Source organism: Corallococcus aberystwythensis (assembly GCF_003612165.1).
Classification (GTDB): domain Bacteria; phylum Myxococcota; class Myxococcia; order Myxococcales; family Myxococcaceae; genus Corallococcus; species Corallococcus aberystwythensis.
Window position 1 is genome coordinate 1 of record NZ_RAWK01000193.1, and the last position, 20,048, is coordinate 20,048.

Annotated in this window: 17 protein-coding genes; 3 read left to right on the forward strand and 14 right to left on the reverse strand. The window is 72.3% G+C overall.

Going from position 1 to position 20,048, the window contains the following annotated elements:
• From bacP to D7W81_RS27755, 6 genes are all read right to left on the reverse strand, one after another.
• The coding region (gene bacP, locus D7W81_RS27730; RefSeq protein ID WP_244227475.1) for a bactofilin BacP at positions 1-488 on the reverse strand (488 nt) is incomplete at its 3' end.
• 3 nt (positions 489-491) lie between these two features.
• Positions 492-815 carry a bactofilin family protein gene (locus D7W81_RS27735; RefSeq protein WP_120530631.1) on the reverse strand — a complete coding sequence of 108 codons (324 nt, stop codon included), beginning with the start codon at positions 813-815 and terminating at the stop codon, positions 492-494.
• 64 nt (positions 816-879) lie between these two features.
• On the reverse strand, positions 880-1,221 hold the full coding sequence (gene bacN / locus D7W81_RS27740; protein ID WP_014397642.1) for a bactofilin BacN: 342 nt from the start codon (positions 1,219-1,221) through the stop codon (positions 880-882).
• 53 nt (positions 1,222-1,274) lie between these two features.
• On the reverse strand, positions 1,275-2,111 hold the full coding sequence (locus D7W81_RS27745; protein WP_120558405.1) for an alpha/beta hydrolase: 837 nt from the start codon (positions 2,109-2,111) through the stop codon (positions 1,275-1,277).
• Positions 2,112-2,123: 12 nt separating this feature from the next.
• Entirely contained in the window at positions 2,124-3,881 is a 1,758-nt protein-coding gene (locus D7W81_RS27750) for a tetratricopeptide repeat protein (RefSeq protein WP_368773752.1), read from the reverse strand.
• 128 nt (positions 3,882-4,009) lie between these two features.
• Entirely contained in the window at positions 4,010-6,508 is a 2,499-nt protein-coding gene (locus D7W81_RS27755) for an ATP-binding protein (RefSeq protein WP_120558416.1), read from the reverse strand.
• Positions 6,509-6,963: 455 nt separating this feature from the next.
• Between D7W81_RS27755 and D7W81_RS27760 the strand changes: the two genes are divergently transcribed.
• On the forward strand, positions 6,964-8,526 hold the full coding sequence (locus D7W81_RS27760) for a hypothetical protein (RefSeq protein ID WP_120558407.1): 1,563 nt from the start codon (positions 6,964-6,966) through the stop codon (positions 8,524-8,526).
• A gap of 9 nt (positions 8,527-8,535) precedes the next feature.
• Here D7W81_RS27760 and D7W81_RS27765 read toward each other — a convergent pair whose 3' ends face one another.
• Genes D7W81_RS27765 through xseA form a run of 6 tightly spaced genes read right to left on the reverse strand, consistent with a single transcriptional unit; the run spans position 8,536 to position 16,325 of the window.
• A complete protein-coding gene (locus D7W81_RS27765) occupies positions 8,536-9,276 on the reverse strand; it encodes a TlyA family RNA methyltransferase (protein WP_120558408.1) in 741 nt (246 codons plus the stop codon).
• The gene (locus D7W81_RS27770) at positions 9,273-11,090 is read right to left on the reverse strand and encodes a 1-deoxy-D-xylulose-5-phosphate synthase (protein ID WP_120558409.1); all 1,818 of its coding nucleotides are present in this window, start codon (positions 11,088-11,090) and stop codon (positions 9,273-9,275) included. The genes D7W81_RS27765 and D7W81_RS27770 overlap by 4 nt, the downstream gene beginning before the upstream one ends.
• Complete coding sequence (locus D7W81_RS27775; protein WP_120558410.1) at positions 11,090-11,983, reverse strand: polyprenyl synthetase family protein; 894 nt, start codon at positions 11,981-11,983, stop codon at positions 11,090-11,092. Before D7W81_RS27775 ends, D7W81_RS27770 begins: the two co-directional genes overlap by 1 nt.
• A 5-nt stretch (positions 11,984-11,988) precedes the next feature.
• The gene (locus D7W81_RS27780; RefSeq protein WP_014397650.1) at positions 11,989-12,378 is read right to left on the reverse strand and encodes a response regulator; all 390 of its coding nucleotides are present in this window, start codon (positions 12,376-12,378) and stop codon (positions 11,989-11,991) included.
• Positions 12,379-12,405: 27 nt separating this feature from the next.
• Entirely contained in the window at positions 12,406-12,744 is a 339-nt protein-coding gene (xseB, locus tag D7W81_RS27785; protein WP_120558411.1) for an exodeoxyribonuclease VII small subunit, read from the reverse strand.
• A gap of 41 nt (positions 12,745-12,785) precedes the next feature.
• Entirely contained in the window at positions 12,786-16,325 is a 3,540-nt protein-coding gene (gene xseA, locus D7W81_RS43720) for an exodeoxyribonuclease VII large subunit (protein WP_120558412.1), read from the reverse strand.
• 177 nt (positions 16,326-16,502) lie between these two features.
• On the opposite strand from xseA, the gene D7W81_RS27795 reads away from it, so the two are divergent.
• The gene (locus D7W81_RS27795) at positions 16,503-17,645 is read left to right on the forward strand and encodes a hypothetical protein (protein WP_120558413.1); all 1,143 of its coding nucleotides are present in this window, start codon (positions 16,503-16,505) and stop codon (positions 17,643-17,645) included.
• Here D7W81_RS27795 and D7W81_RS27800 read toward each other — a convergent pair whose 3' ends face one another.
• A complete protein-coding gene (locus tag D7W81_RS27800; protein WP_120558414.1) occupies positions 17,646-18,143 on the reverse strand; it encodes a winged helix-turn-helix transcriptional regulator in 498 nt (165 codons plus the stop codon).
• A gap of 92 nt (positions 18,144-18,235) precedes the next feature.
• Between D7W81_RS27800 and D7W81_RS27805 the strand changes: the two genes are divergently transcribed.
• The gene (locus D7W81_RS27805; protein ID WP_120558415.1) at positions 18,236-18,895 is read left to right on the forward strand and encodes a glutathione S-transferase family protein; all 660 of its coding nucleotides are present in this window, start codon (positions 18,236-18,238) and stop codon (positions 18,893-18,895) included.
• Between the two features lie 69 nt (positions 18,896-18,964).
• On the opposite strand, the gene D7W81_RS27810 is transcribed toward D7W81_RS27805, so the two are convergent.
• Positions 18,965-20,048: hypothetical protein (locus D7W81_RS27810; protein WP_120558417.1), on the reverse strand; the 1,084-nt coding region annotated here is incomplete at its 5' end.

Consider the following 20,048-nt stretch of genomic DNA (forward strand, 5'->3'; position numbering starts at 1 on the left):
GGCGGCGTCGGGGCGGTGCGCGGCGGCGCGGCCGGCGGCGTCGGAGGACGCGGCGGGGTGGCGCCCGGACGCACCGTGGGGCGCGTTACCGCCTGGGGACGGGTCACGGCGGGGCGCTCGGACGGCAGCCGGCCCGGCTCCACGTCGCCCATGTCCACGCGGCCGCGGAAGCTGGCGCCGTCCACGATGATGACGCGGGGCGCGCGGATGTCGCCCACCATGCGGCCCTCGTGGGTGAGCTCCACGCTCTCGGTGGCGTTGATGTTGCCCACCACCACGCCGCTGACGATGGCGTTCTTCACCGCCACGTTGGCCTTCACCACGCCGGACGGCTCCACGATGAGGGTGCGGCTGAGGGTGAGCTCACCCTCGACGCGCCCGCGGACCGTGAGGTCCTCGTCACCCGTGAGCCGACCGCTGATGAGGATGGAGGGCCCCACCACGGTGTTGTCGACGGTGTTGCCTGCAAGCTCCTTGGCGGTGGCCACGGATCAGCGCTCCTTCATGTCCATGTCGACGTTGCCCTTGAAGGAGGCACCGTCGGCGATGAGGATGCGCGGGGCCTTGATGTCGCCCACCACGCGGCAGTCCGTCTTCAGCTCCACCTTGTCGCTGGCGACGATGTTGCCCGTCACGCGGCCCGCGATCTCCACGTTCTGCGTCTCGATGTCCGCCTCGACGACGCCCGAGCCCTCCACGTAGAGGCTCTCCTTGAGGGAGATCTTCCCCTTCACGGTGCCCTGGATGACCAGGACCTCGTCACCGGAAATCTCCCCGTCGATGACGATGCTCGAACCAATGACCGTATTCGCCATGAGTGTTGTCCGCCTTCTCGAAGCTGTGCGCCTGGGGGGACCGTGGGACGGACCCCGGTGGATGCTAGATGTCGTCCGGCAACTTCACGTCCATCTCGATGGAGCCGTTGAACACGGCGCCGTCCTCGATGATGACCCGCGGGGCCTTGATGTCGCCCGCCACCTTCGCCGAGGCGTTGATGGCCACGCGCGTGGAGGCGTCGATGTTGCCGCTCGCCTCACCGTTGATGGTCAGTTCCTCGGCGCGGATGTCCGCCTGCACCTTGCCGGTGCCTTCAATGGTGAGGTGGTTCTTGAGGGCAATCTGTCCCTCCACACGCCCTTCGATGACCAGGTCCCCTCCGCCCGTGAGGTTGCCCCTGATGACGATGCCCTTGCCAATGATGCCCGTTTCACCCTGTGCCATGAGGTGATCCTCGCCAGCGCCCGCTCCATAGGGAGCGGGGCGACCTGATTATGTCAGAGATGCGCGGAGATCCAGCCGGAGATGTCCTGGAACACCGTCGCGCGGTCCCGCTCGTTGAGCGGCTCGTGCCGCATGCCGGGGTACTCCTTGAACTTCTTGTCCGCCGTCCCCGCCGCCTCGAAGAAGGACCGCGCCGCCGCCGGCAGCGCCACCCCGTCCTCCTGGCCGCACAGCACGAACAGCGGCACTTGAATCTTCGGCGCCAGCAGGAGCGTCTGCGCCTGGGCGAGCGTGGACTCCACGAACCAGCGGGGCGTGGCGAAGGGCACGTACAGCGGGTCCGCTGTGACTGCCTTCTGGATGTCCGGGTCGGTGCTGAGCATCTCCGGGGTCAGGCCCGAGGGGACCTTCATCCAGGGCACCAGCGTGCCCACCATGCGCGCGGCCATGACCTTCGCGGCGGGCGGGGTGATGGCGAGCTTGAGGTAGGGCGCGGAGAGGATGGCGCCGGAGAGGCCCTCCAGGCGCCCGGCCAGGGCGTGCGCGGCCATCAGGCCACCGTGGCTGTGGGCCAGCAGGAAGATCTTCTGCGTGCCCGCGGCCTTGCGCACGCGCTGCCAGAAGCCGTCCAGGTCGTCCAGGAACTCGGTCCACTTGCTGGCGTAGGCGCGGCGGCCGTCCGCGCGGCCGTGGCCCCGGTAGTCGAAGCCGTGCACCGCGAAGCCGTCCTGCACCAGCGCGTCGATGACGGGCCGGTAGCGGCCGATGTGGTCGCCGTAGCCGTGGACGATGGCGACGTGCGCGCGGGGGTCCGCGTCCGGCAGGTCCAGCGTCCAGAACAGCCGGGTGTTGTCCTTCCCGGTGAAGAAGCCTTCGTCGTGGCGGGCCATGAGCCCCGGACCTTAGCGGCCCGGCGCCGCAGAGGGTAGCGCCTTCAACTTGCGCTCCAGGGTGGTGCGCTGATCCGCGGGCTCGGCGGCCTCCGGCTCCAGCGTCAGGACCTCCAGCGCGCGCTTCCAGGTCCGGGCGGCCTCCGGGGCGCGGCCCGCCTTGAGGTACGCGTCTCCCAGGTGCTCCAGGATGGCGGGTTCGTCCGGGGACAGGTCCACCGCGCGCTCCAGCACCTCCACGGCCTTCTTCGCGTCGCCGCGCTGGAAGTGCACCCACCCCAGCGAGTCCACGTAGGCCGCGCTGTCCGGCCGGAGCGCCAGCGCGCGGCGCACCAGCCGCTCCGCCTCGCCCAGGTCCCGGCCCCGCTGCGCCAGCACGTAGCCCATGAAGTTCAACGCCGCGGAGTGGTCCGGCTTCAGCGCGAGCACCGCCCGCATGCGCGAAAGCGCCCCCGCCACGTCGCCCTGGCGCTCCAGCAGGGTCCCCAGGGCGAACTGCAGGTCCTGGTTCTTCGGCGCCCGGGCGACGGCGTCCCTCAGGAGCGCGAGCGCGTCCGGAGCCCGGCCCTGGCGCTCCAGCAGGGTGGCCAGCGCGTCGTACGCGATCGCCCCACCCTCCCCCACCAGCGCCTCGCGCAGCACCGCTTCCGCCTTCGCGGTCTCGCCGCTCCGCTCCAGCGCCCGGGCGTAGCCGACGCGGACCTCCAGGTCGTCGGGCGCCTCCGCCATGGCGGCGCGGTAGAGCGCCACCGCGCGCGGATGGTCCCCCGCCAGCGAGAGGCAGCGGGCCTGGCGCACGCGGGCGTCGGGGAACACCTCCGAGTCCGGGGGCACGCCCGCGAAGTCCCTGGCGGCGGCGGAGAAGTGGCGCGTCCGCTCCGAGACGAGGCCCGCGTAGTACGCCAGCCGGGGCTCGCCCGGCGCGTCCTTGCGCGAAGCGTCCAGCACCTCCCTGGCGGCGCCAGGCTCTCCCGCGGCCAGGTAGCTGAAGGCCACCCGCACGGCCAGCTCCGGCGACGTGGACAGCGACAGCAACCGGTCGAAGTACGCCCTCGCCCGCGTCACCGACCCGCCCTTCAGCGCGGCGCGGCCCGCCGACAGCAGCACCTCGCGGCTGTCCGGATCCGCCTCCAGCGCGCGGGCCAGCGCGTCCTCCGCTTCCTTCGGCCGGCCGGACTCCTCGTAGAGCCGGGCCAGGGTGGCCCACACCTCCACGTCGCCGGGGTCCCGCTCGGAGGCCTTCACGAGCAGGCGCTCGGCGCGGGCCGCGTCGCCGCGCTCGGCCAGGACGAGCCCCAGCCGCCGGTAGCCGGAGGGCTCTCCCGGCAGCGCGTGGGCCAGCGCCTCCACCACCTTCACCGCCTCGCCGGGGTCCTTCGCGTCGAGGTACAGCTGCGACAGGACGAGGTACGCCTCCGGGTCGCGGGGGCGCAGGGCCATGGCGCGGCGCAGGTGCTGGCGCGCGCGCGGCGTGCGGCCGGACTCCATCAGCACCCGGCCCAGGAGCACGTGGGCGGCGTAGTGCGTGGGGGCCTTCTCCACGGCCTTGCGCAGCTCGCGCTCGGCGCGCGCCAGGTCGCCCAGGCGCGCGTACTCCTCGCCCAGCTGGGTGAGGAGGTTCGGGTTGCCGTCGTCGGTGGCCAGCGCCAGCCGCAGCTCATCCACGGCGCCCCGGTGGTTGCCCTCCAGGTGCATCAGCCGCGACTGGAGGTAGTGCGCGTAGCTGGCGGACGACGCGGACGGCTCGTCGTCCCGCTCGCTCGAGTCCATGGCCTCCCGCATCGCCTCGCGGTCGACGTGCGGGGCCTTCCTCGCGGGCGCGGCCCCCGAACCTCCGGCGGCCAGCGCGAGGCACAACACGGCGGCACGACTGAGGAGCGGGAGCGGGCGCACGCGGGCTAGTGGACCTCGGGAGGCGGTGCCCCCAGCTTCTCCAGCAGCTTCTCCACCGGATCGCTGTCCTGGCTGACGTCCGCCATGGCGGCCCGGTACTCGATGGAGGTCACCTTCTCCACGTCCGGCATCAGGCGGTTGATGACCGTGCGCGCCGCGTCCGCGTTGCACTCGGGCAGCACCACCGCGAAGACGCCCAGTCCCAGGTGGGCGATGGAGTCCGGGTGGCGCACGCGCTTGCGCATCACGTCCCCCATGTTGGAGGGCATGACTTCCATCTCGCGGTCCGGGCGGAGCACCGCCAGCGTGAGGGCGCGGTGGTAGCGCCGGCTGCGGGCCACCTCCTGCTCCAGGCGCAAGAGCAGGCCGCGGCGGTCGAGCAGGCCCGTCGCCGGGTCGCTGCCGGTGCGCCGCTGGAGCGAGCCCGTCTTGTCCTGCTGCTCCTTGTCGCCCTGACGCAGCTTGAGGGCGCGCTCGGTGCGGTTGAGCAGCTCCACCGCGTTGAAGGGCTTGGCCATGTAGTCCACCGCGCCCAGGTTGAGCGCGCGGACCTTGTCGGCCACGCCCTGGTGGGCGGACAGGAGGATGACGGGGATGTGCGCCGTGTCCGACGAGGACTTGAGCGCCATGGCCGCGTCCAGGCCGTCCAGCTTGGGCAGGAACACGTCCATGACCACGAGGTCCGGCCGCGACGCACGCGCCTTCGCCAGGCCCTCCGCGCCGTCGCGCGCCACCTCCACGCGGTACTTCGAGCGCAGCACCTCCGACAGCACCGCCGCGATTTCGGGCTCGTCCTCCACCACCAGCACGCGCGGCTGCTCGGGGGCGGTGCCGGGCGCGGGCTGCGGCCGGGGGTTGCGCGCGGCCTCCTGCGCCAGGGGCAGCGTGAAGACGAAGGTGCAGCCGCCCTCGGCCGGGCTCTCCGCCCAGATTTCACCGCCGTGCAGCTCCACGAACTCCTTGCAGATGGCCAGCCCCAGCCCCGTGCCCTTGGGCCCGTGGCGGTAGCGGTCGAACACCAGGTGCAGCTCGTCCGGGGGGATGCCCACCCCGTTGTCGCTCACCATCACCCGCACCGCGTCGCCGTCCGGCCGCGACAGCCGCTGCGTGCGCACCACCACCGAGCCCGGGTCGCTGGCGTGCTGGATGGCGTTGCTGATGAGGTTCTGCAGCACCTCGTGCAGCTTCACCTCGTCGCCAATGAGCATCAGGCTGTCGGGGCACTCGGAGCGCAGCGCCACGGCCTTCTCCGCCGCCAGGATTTCGAGCTCCGCCACGGCGTCGCGGCACAGCTGCGCCACGTCCAGCACGCGGGGCTCGATGGACAGCCGCGCCGCCTCGCCCTTGCCCTTCTCCAGCAGGGACTCGACCAGCGTGAGGATCTTCCGGCCCTGGCGGATCATCGCGTCCGCGGACTGCTTCTGCTGCGTCTCCAGCGGCCCTTCCAGCAGCAGCCGGCCGTGCCCCAGGAGCACCTGGAGCGGGGCTCGCAGGTCGTGGCTGCACACCGCGATGATCTCATCCTTGAGGCGGTTGAGTTCCTTCAGGCGGCGGTTCGCGTCGTTGAGCTCGCGGTAGCGCTCCACGTACGCCAGCTCCAGGTCCTCGCGCTTCTTCTTCACCGCCGTGTGCAGGCGCGCGTTGCGGATGGAGTTGGCGAGCACGCCCGCCACGGCCTCCGCGAACTCCTGCTCGTCGCGGCCGATGGACGCCTCGCCCTTGGACACGCGCAGGAAGAGCGCGCCCAACAGGTCGTCCTGGCAGATGAGCGGCTGCACCAGGATGGACTTCACGCCCTGCGGCAACAGCGACGTGCGCACCTCCGCCATCAGCGGGTCGCGCTGCGCCTCTTCAATCAGGACGGGCTGCCGCGTCTCCAGCGCGCGGCGCAGCTCCGGGTAGCGCGCCACTTCGATGTCCAGCTGGACGAGGCTGGGGTCCTCCTGCGTCGCGACGACCGTGGCCGTGCGCGCGTGGCTGCCCTCCACCAGCACCACGGAGCAGCGGTCCGTGCCCGTCACCTGGCCGACCTTCTCCACCGCGATGCGGAGGATCTCCTCCAGCTCCAGGGAGCTGGTGGCGGCCTGGGTGATTTCGAGCAGCATCCCCATGCGCATCCGGATGCGCTCCTCGCGCTCCTTCAGCCGCCAGGCGCGCAGGGCGGACTCCAGCCGGGGCACCAGCTCATCCGCGCCGCGCACGAAGTCGTCCACCGCCAGCCGCTTGAAGGCCTCCGCCGAACGCGCGCGGCCCTGGTCCACCAGCACCGGCAGGCGCTGGAGCTTGTCCACCTTGCGCACCGTCTCCAGCAGCTCCGCCGCCCGCTTGGCCGTCACGGCCAGGAGGACCACCTCCGGCTGGAGCTGATCCACCATCTCCGCCAGCCCGGTCTCCCGTTCGGTGGAGGCGCACTGGTAGCCACTCGCCGTGAGCCGCTCCACCAGCGCGTCACCCGCGGCCTTCGCCGCGAGCACGAGCACCCGCCCCCGTTGCTCCGACGACAGCATCTCGATCCTCACGGCGCGCCTCCGCCCCGCCCAGACAGGGAACGACGTCGCGGAAACCCGTTGGGTGCGAAAGGGGTCATGGTCGATTCCGGATCATGCCGTCTAACCCGTCCGCGGGCCAGCGGATGGACGGGGCTCTCCTGAGCGAGAGGGGTGAGAAAGAGGCGCGCGACGTATACCCCGGACCGGTGTTCTTCCTCCGGAATCCCGCATGCGCGTGACGGTTCGGTGACCGGAACCGCCGGCTCCAGCCCCTTGAAGGGATGGAACCTCGCGAAAACAGCCAGGCTGTCACTTTCTTTCCATACCACTCTTTCGGTTCGGCCGCCGGCTGGGTGGGCAGGCGGGGGGCGGCAGGGTTTTCAGCGGCCACGGCGATCAGGATTGGGGCGAAGAACCTGGTGTCCGGGGTCCCGCCCGCTTCCCGAGGGAGCGCGGTAGAGTGTGAAACCATGCACTCCGTCCCTTCGCGCCCATTCGTGTCGCGGGCCGTCCTGGCCTCGCTGACCCTCTGCGCTTCCGTGTTCGCCGCCTGTGGTGGTGAGAAGCCGCCGCCCCCCCTGGACCCGCCGGTGGTGACCCTCACCGTGCCGCAGCCCAACTCGGCGACCCCGTCACTGACGGTGCGGGTCATCGTGTCCGGCTGTGATTCCGTGGCGCGGCTGGACATCTACGACCGGGACACGTTCCTGAAGACGGTGCCCTACACCAGCGGGTCCATGGACTTCGAGCTGGCCAAGAACGAGATCAAGTACAACGGCAAGCTCGCCGTGGGCCTGTCGCTCAACGCGCGGGCGACGTGCTCGGACGGCCGGACGAACGTGTCCCAGCCCCAGGCGGCCACGTTCCTGCCGGTGACGAAGGTCATCAAGGATCCGGACCCCAACGGCCAGGTGGTGACGGACTTCTTCATCACCGAGGGCATCGGCACGAACGTCTCCTTCATCGGGTGCGGCAACCCCACCACCGACATCGGCACGCTGTACCGCGTGGACTCGGCGGGCGTGGTGCGCAACTCGGTGGAGATGGGCATCCCGTGCAACTCGGACACGGTCATCACCAGCATCAACCCCAACACCGGCAAGCGGTGGGTGTGGACGCCGGGCGTGGGCGCGGTGGCGGTGGACTCCAACTTCGCCATCACCGGCCGCACCGCGCCGACGTACAAGCTGCTCAACTTGTCGATGATGGCCAACGGCGACGCGCTCGTGAACGACCTGTACACGGTGTCGCGCCTGAAGCACACGGCGACGGGCGGGAACTTCCAGTGGACCTTCCAGAACTCGCCCGTGGAGCCCATCACCCCGCCCAAGGAGAAGGGGCAGCAGGTGCTGGTGGCCTACCCGAACACCGCGGCCGGCGGCACGGACATCATCCAGATTGAAGTGGCCGTCCTGGACGCCAACGCCACGGGCAACCCGCTGCTGCCCGTGGAGACGCGCGTCATCTACAAGTACAACGGCAAGCTCAACTCCATCGTGCCCTCGACGTTCAGCACGGACGGCGCCACGATCTTCCTGGCGTTCACCTTCGGCAACAACCAGTCGCGCGTGGAGGCGTGCTCCGCGGAGCAGAATGGCTGCGAACTCTCCGCGTCCCGCTGGACCAGCCCCACGCTGCCGGTGCCGCTGAACTTCCTCCTGCCCTTCTCCGCGGGCTCACGGCTGGCGGCCATTGGCACGCAGCGCGTGTGGTTCCTGGACACGGCGAACGGCATCGTCACCAACAAGGGCGGCACGTCCGTGGACGCGTCCGGCCAGCTGCGCATCCTCCAGGTGCAGCTGGGCCAGCCGACGAGCAAGGAGTTCTACCTGCTCAACGGCCCGAACGTGGCCGGCGCCATGCCCCAGGAGATCGTCGCGGTGGACTCCGCGGAGAATGGCGTGCTGTTCCGCTACGAGGTCTCCAGCAGCCTGTCCTGCGCCGTGGATGACAGCGGCCGGCTGTGGATGCGCGTGGGCAACAACCTGGTCCAGACGCTGCCGCTGAGCGAGTACCGCGCCGTCGTGCCGTGACCGCGGCCGTCAGGGCCTGTCGGCGACGAGGAGCGCTTCCACGTTGCCGGCGGGCCCGGGCACGGGCGAGTCCATCACCCCGCGCACGGAGAGCCCGTGCTCGCGCACGAAGGCCGTGATGGTGTCGATGGCGTCCTGCCGCGCCGCCGGGTCGCGCACCACGCCGCCCTTGCCCACCCGGTCCGGCCCCACCTCGAACTGGGGCTTCACCAGGGCGATGAGCAGGCCGCCCGGTGAGAGGAACGGCAGCACCGACGGCAGCACCTGCGTGAGCGAGATGAAGCTCACGTCGATGACGACCACGCCCACCTTCTCCGGCAGGTCCTCGTCCGTGAGGTAGCGCGCGTTGACGCGCTCGCGCGAGCGCACGCGCGGGTCCACGCGCAGCTTCTCGTGGAGCTGGCCGTAGCCCACGTCGATGGCGTGCACCCGCACCGCGCCGTGCTGGAGCAGGCAGTCGGTGAAGCCGCCGGTGCTGGCGCCGATGTCCGCGCCCACGCGGCCCGTCACGTCCAGGCCGAAGCGGTCCATGGCCGCCTTCAGCTTGAGGCCTCCGCGCGACACGTAGGGCAGCACCTCGCCCTTGAGGCGCAGCTCGGCCTCCACGGGGACCAGGTGGCCCGGCTTGTCCACGCGCTGGTCCGCCACCACCACCTGGCCGGCGAGGATGAGCGCCTGGGCCTTGGTGCGCGACTCGGCGAGCCCCCGCTCCACGACCAGCACATCCAGGCGTTCCTTCTTCGGCTTCACCGGTGCTCCTCTCCGAGCAGCGTCCGGCCCGCGTGCCGCAGGCCCGCCGCGTCCAGTCCCAGCTGCGTGCGCTGCACCCGCGCGTCCCCGTGCGGCAGGAACACGTCCGGCATGCCCAGGAGCTTCACCCGGGGGGCCACGCCCGCCGCCGCGTACAGCTCCAGCACCGCGCCGCCCAGGCCGCCCCGGACGGTGCCCTCCTCCGCCACCACCACGTGCCCGCCCGCCGCGGCCTCCAGCAGCGCGGCTTCGTCCAGGGGCCACGCCCGGCGCGCATCCAGCACGCTCCAGTCCGGCTCGGTCCGAGCGGCCTCCAGCGCGGAAAGCCCCAGCGGCCCGAGCGTCACCAGCGTCAGACGCGAGCCGGGAACGCGCTTCAGCCAGCGGGCACCCGAAACCATCAGCGCGTCTGGCGCCGGTTGCCCATGCGCGGGCGCGCCAGCCGACGTGGACGGACGGGATGCCTGGGGCTCCGCGCTCGCCAGCTCCGGCGGCAGGTCCGGCAGCGTGCCGCGCGGGAAGCGCAGCACGGAGGGCCCTGGGGCCTGGAGCGCGGTGGCGAACATGGGCGCCAGGTCCTCCCCCAGCATCGGGGCCCACTGCGTGAGGCCCGGCAGGGGCCGGAGGAAGGACACGTCGTAGGCGCCCTGGTGCGTGGCGCCGTCCGCGCCCACCAGCCCCGCCCGGTCCACCGCGAAGACCACGGGCAGGCCCGGCAGACACACGTCGTGGACCACCTGGTCGTACGCGCGCTGGAGGAAGGTGGAGTAGATGACGCACACCGGCTTCGCGCCCGCCGCGGCCAGCCCCGCGCAGAAGGTGACGGCGTGCTGCTCCGCGATGCCCACGTCGTGCACGCGGTCCGGGAAGCGCGCCTTCAAGCCCGTGAGCGCGCTGCCCTCCAGCATCGCGGGCGTCACGGCCACCACGCGCGGGTCGCGCTCCAGTGCGTCACCCAGCACCTGGGCGAAGGCCTCGCTGAACGTGGGCCGGCCTCCTCGTGAGCGCACCAGCTTGCCGTCGCGCCACTCGTACGGCCCCATGGCGTGGCCGCGCGTCTGCTCGTCGGCCTCCGCGGGCGGGAAGCCGCGCCCCTTCTTCGTCAGCGCGTGCACCACCACCGGGCGCGACGACGCCTTCGCCTCGCGCAGGGCCCGCGTGAGGGCGCCCAGGTCGTGCCCGTCCACCGGGCCCAGGTACGTGAAGCCCAGCGACTCGAAGAAGGCGCGGGCGTTGCGCGTGCGCAGGAGCGCGGGGATGGCGCCCACGTTCGCGCTGATGGACATCTGGTTGTCGTTGAGCACCACCACGAGCGGCAGCGGGCTGCCCCCCGCGTTGTTGAGCCCCTCGAAGCTCAGGCCTCCGGTGAGCGCGCCGTCGCCCACCACCGCCACCACGTGGCCCGCGTGCCCCAGCTGCCGCCGTCCGGAGAGCAGGCCCAGCGCCGCGGAGATGGCCGTGCACGCATGCCCCGCCGCCAGCGCGTCGTGGTGGCTTTCGCGCGGGTCCAGGAACGGCGCGATGCCGCCCGCCTGCCGCAGCGTGTGCATGCGGTCGCGCCGGCCGGTGAGCAGCTTGTGCGCGTACGCCTGGTGCCCCACGTCGAAGAGGAGCGCGTCCTGCGGCGTGTGGAAGACGCGGTGGAGGGCCACCACCAGCTCCACCGCGCCCAGCGACGCGCCCAGGTGGCCGCCCACGCGTCCGCACGTGGTGATGATGGCCTCGCGCAGCGCCTCGCACAGGCCGGGCAGCGCGTCCTCGGGGAGCGTGCGCACATCCGCGGGGGACGCCACGCCGGACAGCACGTCCGCCATCAGGACTTCCGCTCCACCGAGTAGCGCGCCAGCGCGGCCAGCGGGCCGTCCGCGCCCTCCAGCGGGCGCACCGCCGCCTCCGCCCGGGCCACCAGCTCACCGGCCATGCGGCGCGACTCGTCCAGCCCCACCACCGCCGGGAAGGTGAAGCGCCCGGCCTCCGCGTCCGCGCCCACCGGCTTGCCCATGGCCTCCGCGCTGGAGGTCACGTCCAGCACGTCGTCCGCGATTTGAAAGGCCAGGCCCACCGCCTCGCCGTACGTCACCGCGCTCGCGAGCGCCGCCGCGCCGCCTCCCGCCGCCAGCACGCCCATCCGGCACGCCGCGAGGATGAGCGCGCCCGTCTTCAGCCGGTGCAGCCGCAAGAGGTAGTCCAGCGTCGGGGCCCGGTCCTCCGCGATGTCCAGCACCTGCCCGCCCACCATGCCCGCCGCCCCCGCCGCGCGCGCCAGCTCCGCGCACAGCGTGCCGCGCACCGGCTCCGGCCCGGACGCGAGCAGCGTGAAGGCCTCCGTGAGCAGCCCGTCCCCGGCCAGGAGCGCCACCGGCTCCCCGTAGACCTTGTGGTTCGTGGGCACGCCCCGGCGCAGGTCGTCGTTGTCCAGGCTGGGCAGGTCGTCGTGCACCAGCGAATACGTGTGCACGTACTCCAGCGCGCACGCGGCATCCATCACCACGCCGCCGTCGGTGCTCGCCTTCGCCACCGCGTCCGCGAAGGCCAGGCACAGCACGGGGCGCAGGCGCTTGCCGCCCGCGAGCAGCGAGTAGCGCATGGACTCCGCCAGACGGGGCGGCGTGCCGGCGGGGCCCCAGCGGTCCGCGCGTTCGAGCAGGAGCGCCTCCACCCGCTCCTGCTGCATGCGCATGAAGGGGTCCAGGTTGAAAGCGGCCATCGGCGTCAGGGCTCCTTCGCCACGTCGGCGGGGATGAGTTCACGGATGCGCTTGACGAGCGCGTCCAGCTCCAGCGGCTTCACGAAGTAGTCAGCCGCGCCGACCTCCATGCCACGCCGCTTGTCCTCCGGGTCTCCCCGCCCGCTGATGAAGATGATGGGGATGTCCCGGAACTGCTTGTTCTGCTTCACGGCCTGGCACAGCTCGAAGCCGTTGATCCAGGACATGTTCACGTCCAGGAGGATGGCGTGCGGCCGGTGCAGCTCCAGCGACGCGACCAGCCGCAGGCCATTGGCCGCGGACATGACCTCGAACCCCTCGGCCCCCAGGGCCTCGGCGAGCAGCTCGCGCGTGTCGCGGTCGTCATCGACAATCGTAATCTTCGGCTTCGACATGCCCGGCCTCCGCCCTTCCCCTGATGCCTAGAACGGGACATCGTCCTCCGGTGGCGGACGTGCCTGCGCGGCAGTCCGGGGGGCGGCCTGGGGAGCAGGCCGGGCCGCCACCGCCAGCGGCGCGGCCACCTCCTGGCCGTCCTCATCCACCAGCAACTGTTCGATTCGCTGCTCGGCTTCCGTGAGCAGCTTCTCGCCCCGGCGGACGAGGCGGATGCCCTCCTCGAACGCCTTCAGCGACTCTTCCAGTGACAGGTCGCCGCTTTCCAGCCGCGCCACCGTCTCTTCCAGGCGCGACACCACGTCCCCGTACTGCTCCGGGGCGGGCTCCACCTTGGGATTCTTGTCCGACTTCGCCACGGCCATCCACCTCCCCGAGCGGGGCGCGGAATGTAGAGGGTGGCCCGCTAGCAGTCCACCGGGCCTTTCAGGCTGGTAACGGTCGCTTCGATTTCTTCACACCCGCCCAGGGTTTTCGCCCCGTGGGCCGCCAGCTTGATGCCCAGCACGTCCCCCACCGCCACGTCCGCCATGGAGCGCACCACCACGCTGTCCCGCTGGCGGAACGTCACCGAGTAGCCGCGCGACATCACCTTCAGGGGGCTCAGGGCGTCCAGCCGGCCCCCCAACCGTCCGAAGTGCGTCTGCGCGGACGACAGCATGCCCCGCTGAAGCTCCAGGAGCCGCGAGCGCGCCTGCGCCACCTTCGCCCGCTCGGCCGCCACCAGCGCCGCCGGCGACTGCCGCTGCAACCCCAGCCTCGTGTCCGCCAGCGCGTTCCGCTTCCGGGACACGCCCGCGCGCGCGGCCTCCGACAGGCGCATGGCCAGCTTGAGCAGGTGGGCCCGCTGCTCCGACAGCCGCGTCTGGGGCCGCGCCCGCTGCAGCCGCTCCTGGAGGGCGCGCAGCGTTTCCCGGTCCTGACGCACGCGGGGACGCAGCACGCGCATCATCGCCTCCACCTGTTCGGACAGGTGCAGGCGCTGGTGGTTCACCTCACGGCGTGGATCCGGCAGCCGCGCGCGCAGCTGGCCCTGGCGCTCGCGCAGCTCCAGCACCCGCCGCTCCATGGCCCGGCGCAGCCGGCCGGACTGCGTGGCCAGCGTCAGCTCCAGGTCCGCCAGCACCGGCGCCAGCCGCTCCGCCGCCGCGCTGGGCGTGGGCGCGCGCAGGTCCGCGACGAAGTCCGCGATGGTGAAGTCGATTTCGTGGCCGATGGCGGACACCACCGGCACCGGCGAGGCGAAGATGGCGCGCGCCACCCGCTCCTCGTTGAACGTCCAGAGGTCCTCCACGGAGCCTCCGCCGCGCGTCACGACGATGACGTCCACGTCCGTGCGCCCCAGCCGCTCGATGGCCCGCGCCACGTCCTCCGCGGAGCCCTCGCCCTGCACGCGCGCGTCCGCCAGGAGCACGCCCAGCCGGGGGTTGCGCGAGTGCAGCACGCGCAGGAAGTCCTGGAGCGCCGCGCCGGTGCGGCTCGTCACCACGCCAATGCGCCGGGGCAGGAACGGCACGGGCCGGGGCGGCCTCACGCGCCGGTCGCCGATGAGCCCCTCCGCGGCCAGCCGCTGCTTGAGCTGCTCGAACGCGAGCGCCAGCGCGCCCTCGCCGACGGGCTCCAGCCGGGACACGATGAGGCTGTAGCGGCCCTGCGGCTCGTACAGGTCCACGCTGCCCTCGGCCAGCACCTCCATGCCGTCGCGCAGCGCGAAGCGCATCCGCCCCGCCATGGACGCCCACACCTTCGCGTCGATGGAGGCGTCCGCGTCCTTGAGCGTGAAGTACCAGTGGCCGCGCGCGTTGGCGCCGCGGAAGCTGGACACCTCGCCGCGCACCAGCACGCGCGGGAAGCGCGACTCCACCGTCTGCTTGATCTGCCGGGTGAGTTCGCCCACCGACAGCACCGTGCGCTCCGGACGGGGCGGCGGCGTGACGGCGGCCGGGGGCGGCGGAGCGCTCTCGGCCACAGGCGTGGGCGGCGGCGGGGCCACGGGCCGGGCGGCGGGACGTCCCGGCGAGGACGTGGGTTCGCGCAGCAGCTCCAGCGGCCCGTCGTCGTCCACGGACAGGTCCAGGTCGAACTCGGCGCTGCCACCGGACGGGCGCTGCGGCGCGGGAGGCTGCTGCGGGACGGCGCGGCCCCAGGAGGAAGCCGGTTCCTGGGAGAGGTCCGGGGCGCGGCCCGCGGCGGAGCCGGGCTCACGGCCCAGTCCAGGCGCGGCGGGACGGTTGGCGAAGGAGCCGGGCTCCAGCGGCAGCTCACCGGGACCGCGCGCGGCGGGACGACCCGCCACGGAGCCGGGCTCGCGGCCCAGGCCCGGCGCGGCACGACCGGCCGCGGAGCCAGGTTCCAGCCCCAATCCCGGCACGGAGGGACGGCCGGCCGCGGAGCCGGGCTCGAGTCCCAATCCCGGCGCGGCGCGACCCGATGCGGATCTCGGCTCCAGCCCCAACCCCGGCACGGCGGGACGACCGGCAGCAGAGCCGGGCTCACGGCCCAATCCTGGCGCGGGAGCACGACCCGCGGCGGATCCAGGCTCACGGCCCAGGCCCGGCGCGGGGGCACGACCGGCGGCGGATCCAGGCTCACGGCCCAATCCTGGCGCAGGAGCACGACCCGCGGCGGATCCAGGCTCACGGCCCAGGCCCGGTGCGGGGGCACGACCCGCGGCGGATCCAGGCTCACGGCCCAGGCCCGGCGCGGCGGCGCGACCGGGCGAGGACGCGGGCTCGCGCCCCAGCGGGCGATGACGGCCCGGTGACGACGCGGGCTCGCGCGCCAGCTCCAGCGGGGCCTCGTCGTCCAGGGACGACAGGTCCAGGTCGAACTCGGTGCTGCCACCGGAGGCCTTGGCGGGAGCCACCGGCGGCGGCGGCATCACGGCGGGCGGAGGCGGAGGGGCCGCGCGCTGCACGGGCGCCGGAGGCACCACCGGCGCGGCGCGAGGCGGCGGCGGCGCGGGCTCGAAGGCATCCGAGAAATCCAGCTCGAACCCACCCGCGTTGCCAGCGCCTGAAGCCGTGTCGTCATCCACGGAGAGGCCCACCTCGATGGGTACCTCATCCAGCGGCTCGCCCATCGCGATGGGCTCGTCCACGGCCGGAGCCTCGAACTCGAAGTCGAGCCCGGGCAGCGGCTCGTCGTCTCCCGACAGCACGCCCTGCACGGGAGGAGGCGTCCCCGCGATGAGCTCGTCCAGCGGGATGTCCACGTCGTTCGAGGGATCCGCCAGCGCCAGGCCCATGTCCTCGTCCGGCCCGCCCAGCGAGAACGGCTCGTCCGCCCCTCCCAGCGAGAACGGCTCGTCCGCGGTGGGCGCGGGACTGGACGGAGCATCCAGGTCATCGAAGAGCGAATCCGCGGCGGGCGCGGGACTGGACGGAGCATCCAGGTCGTCGAACAGCGAATCGAGCGCGGCGCCCCCTGGGGCCGGTGAAGCGGAACGCGCGGGCGCGGCGGGCGGCGCGGCAGCGACAGGACGCGCGGGGACGGCAGCGGGCCGGGGCGCGGCGGCCGGCGGCGCGGCCACGAGCGGACGCACCGGCGCGATGCCCGGAGCCACGACCGGAGCAATGGACGGCAGCGGCGCGGCGGCCGGCGCGCTCCCGCCCGGCTTGCGCTGGAGCATCAGGTCCACGAGCGCACGGCTCGCCGTATCCAGATCCTCGAACGCCAACCCCATGCCCGGAGGCCCCGCGGGGTCGTTCACGTCGCGCACCCAGCGCACGGTGGCGGTGCCCTGGAGCACGCGCACGCCGTTGGCGATCTGCACCTCGAAGCGCACGGGCGTGCCCACCGGCTGCGGCGTGCGCGAGCGGATGAACATGCCTCCAGGGCTGATGTTGGTGGCGAACTCCTCGGTGAAGCTCCCCACGGTCTCATGCTTGAGCTTCACCAACAGACCGACTGACTTGCGGTCCGAGGTACGCCGACCTTGATCCATGGTCCGGCACTGTCGCGTTCGGGGCCCGTTCTCTCAAGAGGGTTCTGGCCCCCTGCCCGGTTGTCCGGTACCCCTTCGAGACCCCAGGTACGCCTGCGTCTTACCTGTATGTCCCCGCTATCCTGGGACTTCGTTCCCCCAGCAGCGTGGTCCGGGTCCGCCGGACGGGAGTCCCTGATGAACGCGGTTCCCCATTTCGCCCCGGTTCCGCTGCATGCGCGGTGGTTGGTGGACCGACGGCATGACCTGCTCTCCACGGTCGGGGGACTGGGCGCGAGCCTGGCGTTGATGGCGCTGCACGTGCTGGGCGGCGTGAGCGGGCCGCCGCTGTGGTGGGCGTGGGTGCTGCTCCTGGACGGACCGCACCTGTTCGCGACGGTGTCGCGCACGTACCTGGACGCTCGGGAGCGGAAGGCGCGAGCGAGGCTGCTCTGGGGCAGCCTGGGATGGTTCGCGGCAGGGCCGGCGGTGTTCGCGGGGTCGGTGCTGTCAGGTCAGCGCTGGCCGTTCGCGGTGTTCGTGACGCTGGCGGCGCTGTGGGCGTACTGGCACGTGGTGCGGCAGCACTACGGCATCATGGTGCTCTACCAGCGCAAGGCCGGTGAGAAGGATGCGTGGGACCGGCGGCTGGACAGCCTGACGTTGTACGTGGGGTTGCTCGCGCCGTTCGTGGCGTTCGCGCTGACGCATCCAGGAGCGCGGCGCAGGCTGGGGCTGATGGCGGAGCCGACCTGGGAGGTCGGGGCAGCGCACGCGTGCTTCGCGCTGGTGCTCGCGGTGGTGGGGGTGCTCGCGGCGAGGCAGGTGTGGAGGTGGCGCCGGGGCCTGGGCGTGAACGGGCCGAAGCTGCTCATGCTGGGCGCGGCGCTGGGGCTGACGTCGCTGGTGTTCTGGCCGCCGGTGTCGCGGCGGATGGACTTCCTGATGTTCACCGTGGCGGTGACGGCGTTCCACAACGTGCAGTACCACGGCATCGTCTGGTTCTTTCACCGCAACCGCTACCACGCGAACGGCGTGGACCGAGCCGCGTTCGGTTGGGCGCCCAGGGTGAGCCAGCGGTTCATCATCTACGCGCTCTGCGGGCTCGCGTTCACGCTGGTGTACCGGACACTGGGCTGCGGCATGGGCGTGCACCCGGGCTGCGGCGGGTTCGACATGAAGCTGGCGCTGGGCGGCAGTGGGCTCACGCTGCGGGACCTGATGGAAGGCTTCATCTGGGGCTTCGCGCTGCACCACTACTTCCTGGACCAGTACATCTGGCGCGTGCGCAGGGACGCGGGGCTGAACCAGGACTTGAAGCTGAACACCGCGACGGTGTGATCATCTCCTGGCGCGGCGCGCGACGGCCTTCTCGTAGGCGGCCTGAAGCTCACCGAACACCGAGCGCGCCGGGCGTGGCGTGTCCAGGTGCAGGTGGCGCAGCTCGTCCATGAACGCGTCCCAGAGGGGCGGGCCGCCCTTCTCCAGCAGCTCCGCGCGCACGGACAGCTCCTCGCCCGGCTGCGTGTGCCGGCGTCCCCAGGCCCCCAGGTGCGCGAGCAGGGGCACCAGCTGGATGGACGCCTCCGTGAGGCTGTAGATGCCCTTCTGCCGGTGGTTCGGATCCGGGCGTCGCGACAGCAGGCCGGATGCCGTCAGCCGCTTCAGCCGGTCCGCGAGGATGTTCGAGGCGATGCCCTCCTCGCTCTGCTCCAGCAGCTCGCCATAGGTGCGCCGGTTCCCGAACATGACGTCGCGGATGACGATGAGGCTCCACCGGTCGCCGAGCTGTTCGAGGGTCAGGTTGATGGGACAGCCGGAGCGTCCTGTCTGCGGCATGGCCGTCCTCCCGGGGTTGATACTTGCAATATGCAAGTAGCGCGAATACGGTTCAACCGCTTGCAAATCACAAGTGGTTGAAAGGTCTCCCGATGGCGCTCGCGGTCTACGGTCACCCCTTCTCCTCGTACACGCAGAAGGTGCTCATCGCGTTGTACGAGAACGGCACGCCCTTCGAGTTCCGGAACATCGGGCCGGATACGCCGGAGCATACGTCCGAGTGGCTGCGTCGCTGGCCGCTGCGCAAGTTCCCGCTGCTGCTGGACGGGGAGCGTCAGCTCGTCGAGACGAGCATCATGATCGAGTACCTCCAGCTCGCGCATCCCGGGCCGGTGCGCCTGCTGCCCGCGGATCCGATGGCCGCGCTGGACGTGCGGTTCCTGGACCGCTTCTTCGACCTGCACGTCATGAACATGGTCCAGCGCGCCGTGGACGGTGCGCTGACGGGCAACCCCACGAAGCGCCAGGAGGGCATGGCCACGGCCGTGGAGAAGCTGGAGCTCGCCTACGCCTGGATTGAAGGGCAGCTGGCCGGTAGGACCTGGGCCACGGGAGAGGACTTCACCCTGGCGGACTGCGCGGCAGCGCCCTCCCTGTTCTACGCGGACTGGACGCACCGGATCTCCGATGCGTATCCCCAGCTGCGCGCCTACCGCGCGCGGTTGCTGGCCCGCCCGTCCGTCGCCCGGGCGGTGGATGGAGGACGACCGTTCCGCCCCCTCTTCCCCCTGGGAGCGCCGGACCGGGATTGAAACGCCAACGCCGCGAACCCTGATGGGATTCGCGGCGTCGGGTTCACCGTTCGAGCGCCCTGACCAGAATCAGGGCGTCACGAGCCGCAGGAACGCATCCTGGTTCCACGTGTCGCCCGCGCCATCGCGCTGCCAGCCGGACACCACCAGCCCGGAGTCCGGCGCCGCCACCAGCGCCGTCGTCGCCAGCGAGCACGTGCCGCTCTCGCAGGACTCCGGCGCCAGCGTCTTCGTGCCCAGCAGCGCACCGTCCGCCGCGTAGCGCGTCACGGTATTGCCGCAGGCAGCAGTCACCGGGCCCGCGGCCTCCACCGCGGCCACCGTGCCCACGGACGCCGAGCCGCACGTGGGCTGCTTCACCCAGCGCTCCTGCCCGTCGGCCGTCGCCGTCAGCACGAACGGGCCGCCCTCATCCAGCGCCACGCCGTTCCACACGAGCAGGCCCACGGCCTCACCGGCCACGGCCACCGTGCCGTCCGCGCCCACCGACACGGAGCCCACGCGGCCGTTCACGCCCGGCACCTCGCGGCCCCACGCCAGCGCGCCGTCCGCGCCGAACGCCAGCACCACGAAGCCGCCCGTGCCCTGCGCGTCGAACGTGTGCCCGTCCACCGTCACCGGGCCCACCAGCCGCCCGGCCACCACCGACGTACCCGTCCCCGACAGCGCCACCGCCGACAGCAGCGTGCCGTCCTTCGCGCCGTCGAAGGTCTTCGTCCACTCCACCGCGCCGTCCGCCGCGTAGCGCACCAACTGGGGCGTGTGGGCTTCCGTCGTCCACTCCTCGCCCAGCGCCACCACGCCGCCCGCCGCGTCCGCCGCCGTCGCGTAGACCTTCTGGCCCACGCGGCGCTGCCACTCGGGCGCGCCGGCCTGGGAGAACTTCACCAGGAAGCCGTCCTGCGCCTCGCCCAGCCCGAAGTCCGCCGAGTACAGGAACGCGTTGCCGGACAGGAACACCGCGCCGTCAGCCCCCGTGGAGCCCGCCACGCGCAGGTCCGACAGGCGGTTGCGCTCGAACTCCTTCGCCCACTGCTTCGTCCCGTCCGCCGAATAGCGGGACAGCGTCAGCACCAGCCGCTCGCCGTCCACCTGCTCCCGGTCCTCATCGATGCGCGGCGTGCCGGACGTCACCCACAGCACATCCCCGCCC

Bases quoted from the DNA above. Each gene is read 5' to 3' on its own strand.
- xseB (WP_120558411.1), bottom strand. From the start codon at position 12,744: ATGGCCGTGGCGAAGTCGGACAAGAATCCCAAGGTGGAGCCCGCCCCG.
- bacN (WP_014397642.1), bottom strand. From the start codon at position 1,221: ATGGCACAGGGTGAAACGGGCATCATTGGCAAGGGCATCGTCATCAGG.
- D7W81_RS27805 (WP_120558415.1), top strand. From the start codon at position 18,236: ATGGCGCTCGCGGTCTACGGTCACCCCTTCTCCTCGTACACGCAGAAG.
- D7W81_RS27775 (WP_120558410.1), bottom strand. From the start codon at position 11,983: ATGGCCGCTTTCAACCTGGACCCCTTCATGCGCATGCAGCAGGAGCGG.
- D7W81_RS27800 (WP_120558414.1), bottom strand. From the start codon at position 18,143: ATGCCGCAGACAGGACGCTCCGGCTGTCCCATCAACCTGACCCTCGAA.
- xseA (WP_120558412.1), bottom strand. From the start codon at position 16,325: ATGGATCAAGGTCGGCGTACCTCGGACCGCAAGTCAGTCGGTCTGTTG.
- D7W81_RS27745 (WP_120558405.1), bottom strand. From the start codon at position 2,111: ATGGCCCGCCACGACGAAGGCTTCTTCACCGGGAAGGACAACACCCGG.
- D7W81_RS27795 (WP_120558413.1), top strand. From the start codon at position 16,503: ATGAACGCGGTTCCCCATTTCGCCCCGGTTCCGCTGCATGCGCGGTGG.
- D7W81_RS27735 (WP_120530631.1), bottom strand. From the start codon at position 815: ATGGCGAATACGGTCATTGGTTCGAGCATCGTCATCGACGGGGAGATT.
- D7W81_RS27780 (WP_014397650.1), bottom strand. From the start codon at position 12,378: ATGTCGAAGCCGAAGATTACGATTGTCGATGACGACCGCGACACGCGC.
- D7W81_RS27770 (WP_120558409.1), bottom strand. From the start codon at position 11,090: ATGGCGGACGTGCTGTCCGGCGTGGCGTCCCCCGCGGATGTGCGCACG.
- D7W81_RS27760 (WP_120558407.1), top strand. From the start codon at position 6,964: ATGCACTCCGTCCCTTCGCGCCCATTCGTGTCGCGGGCCGTCCTGGCC.
- D7W81_RS27750 (WP_368773752.1), bottom strand. From the start codon at position 3,881: ATGGACTCGAGCGAGCGGGACGACGAGCCGTCCGCGTCGTCCGCCAGC.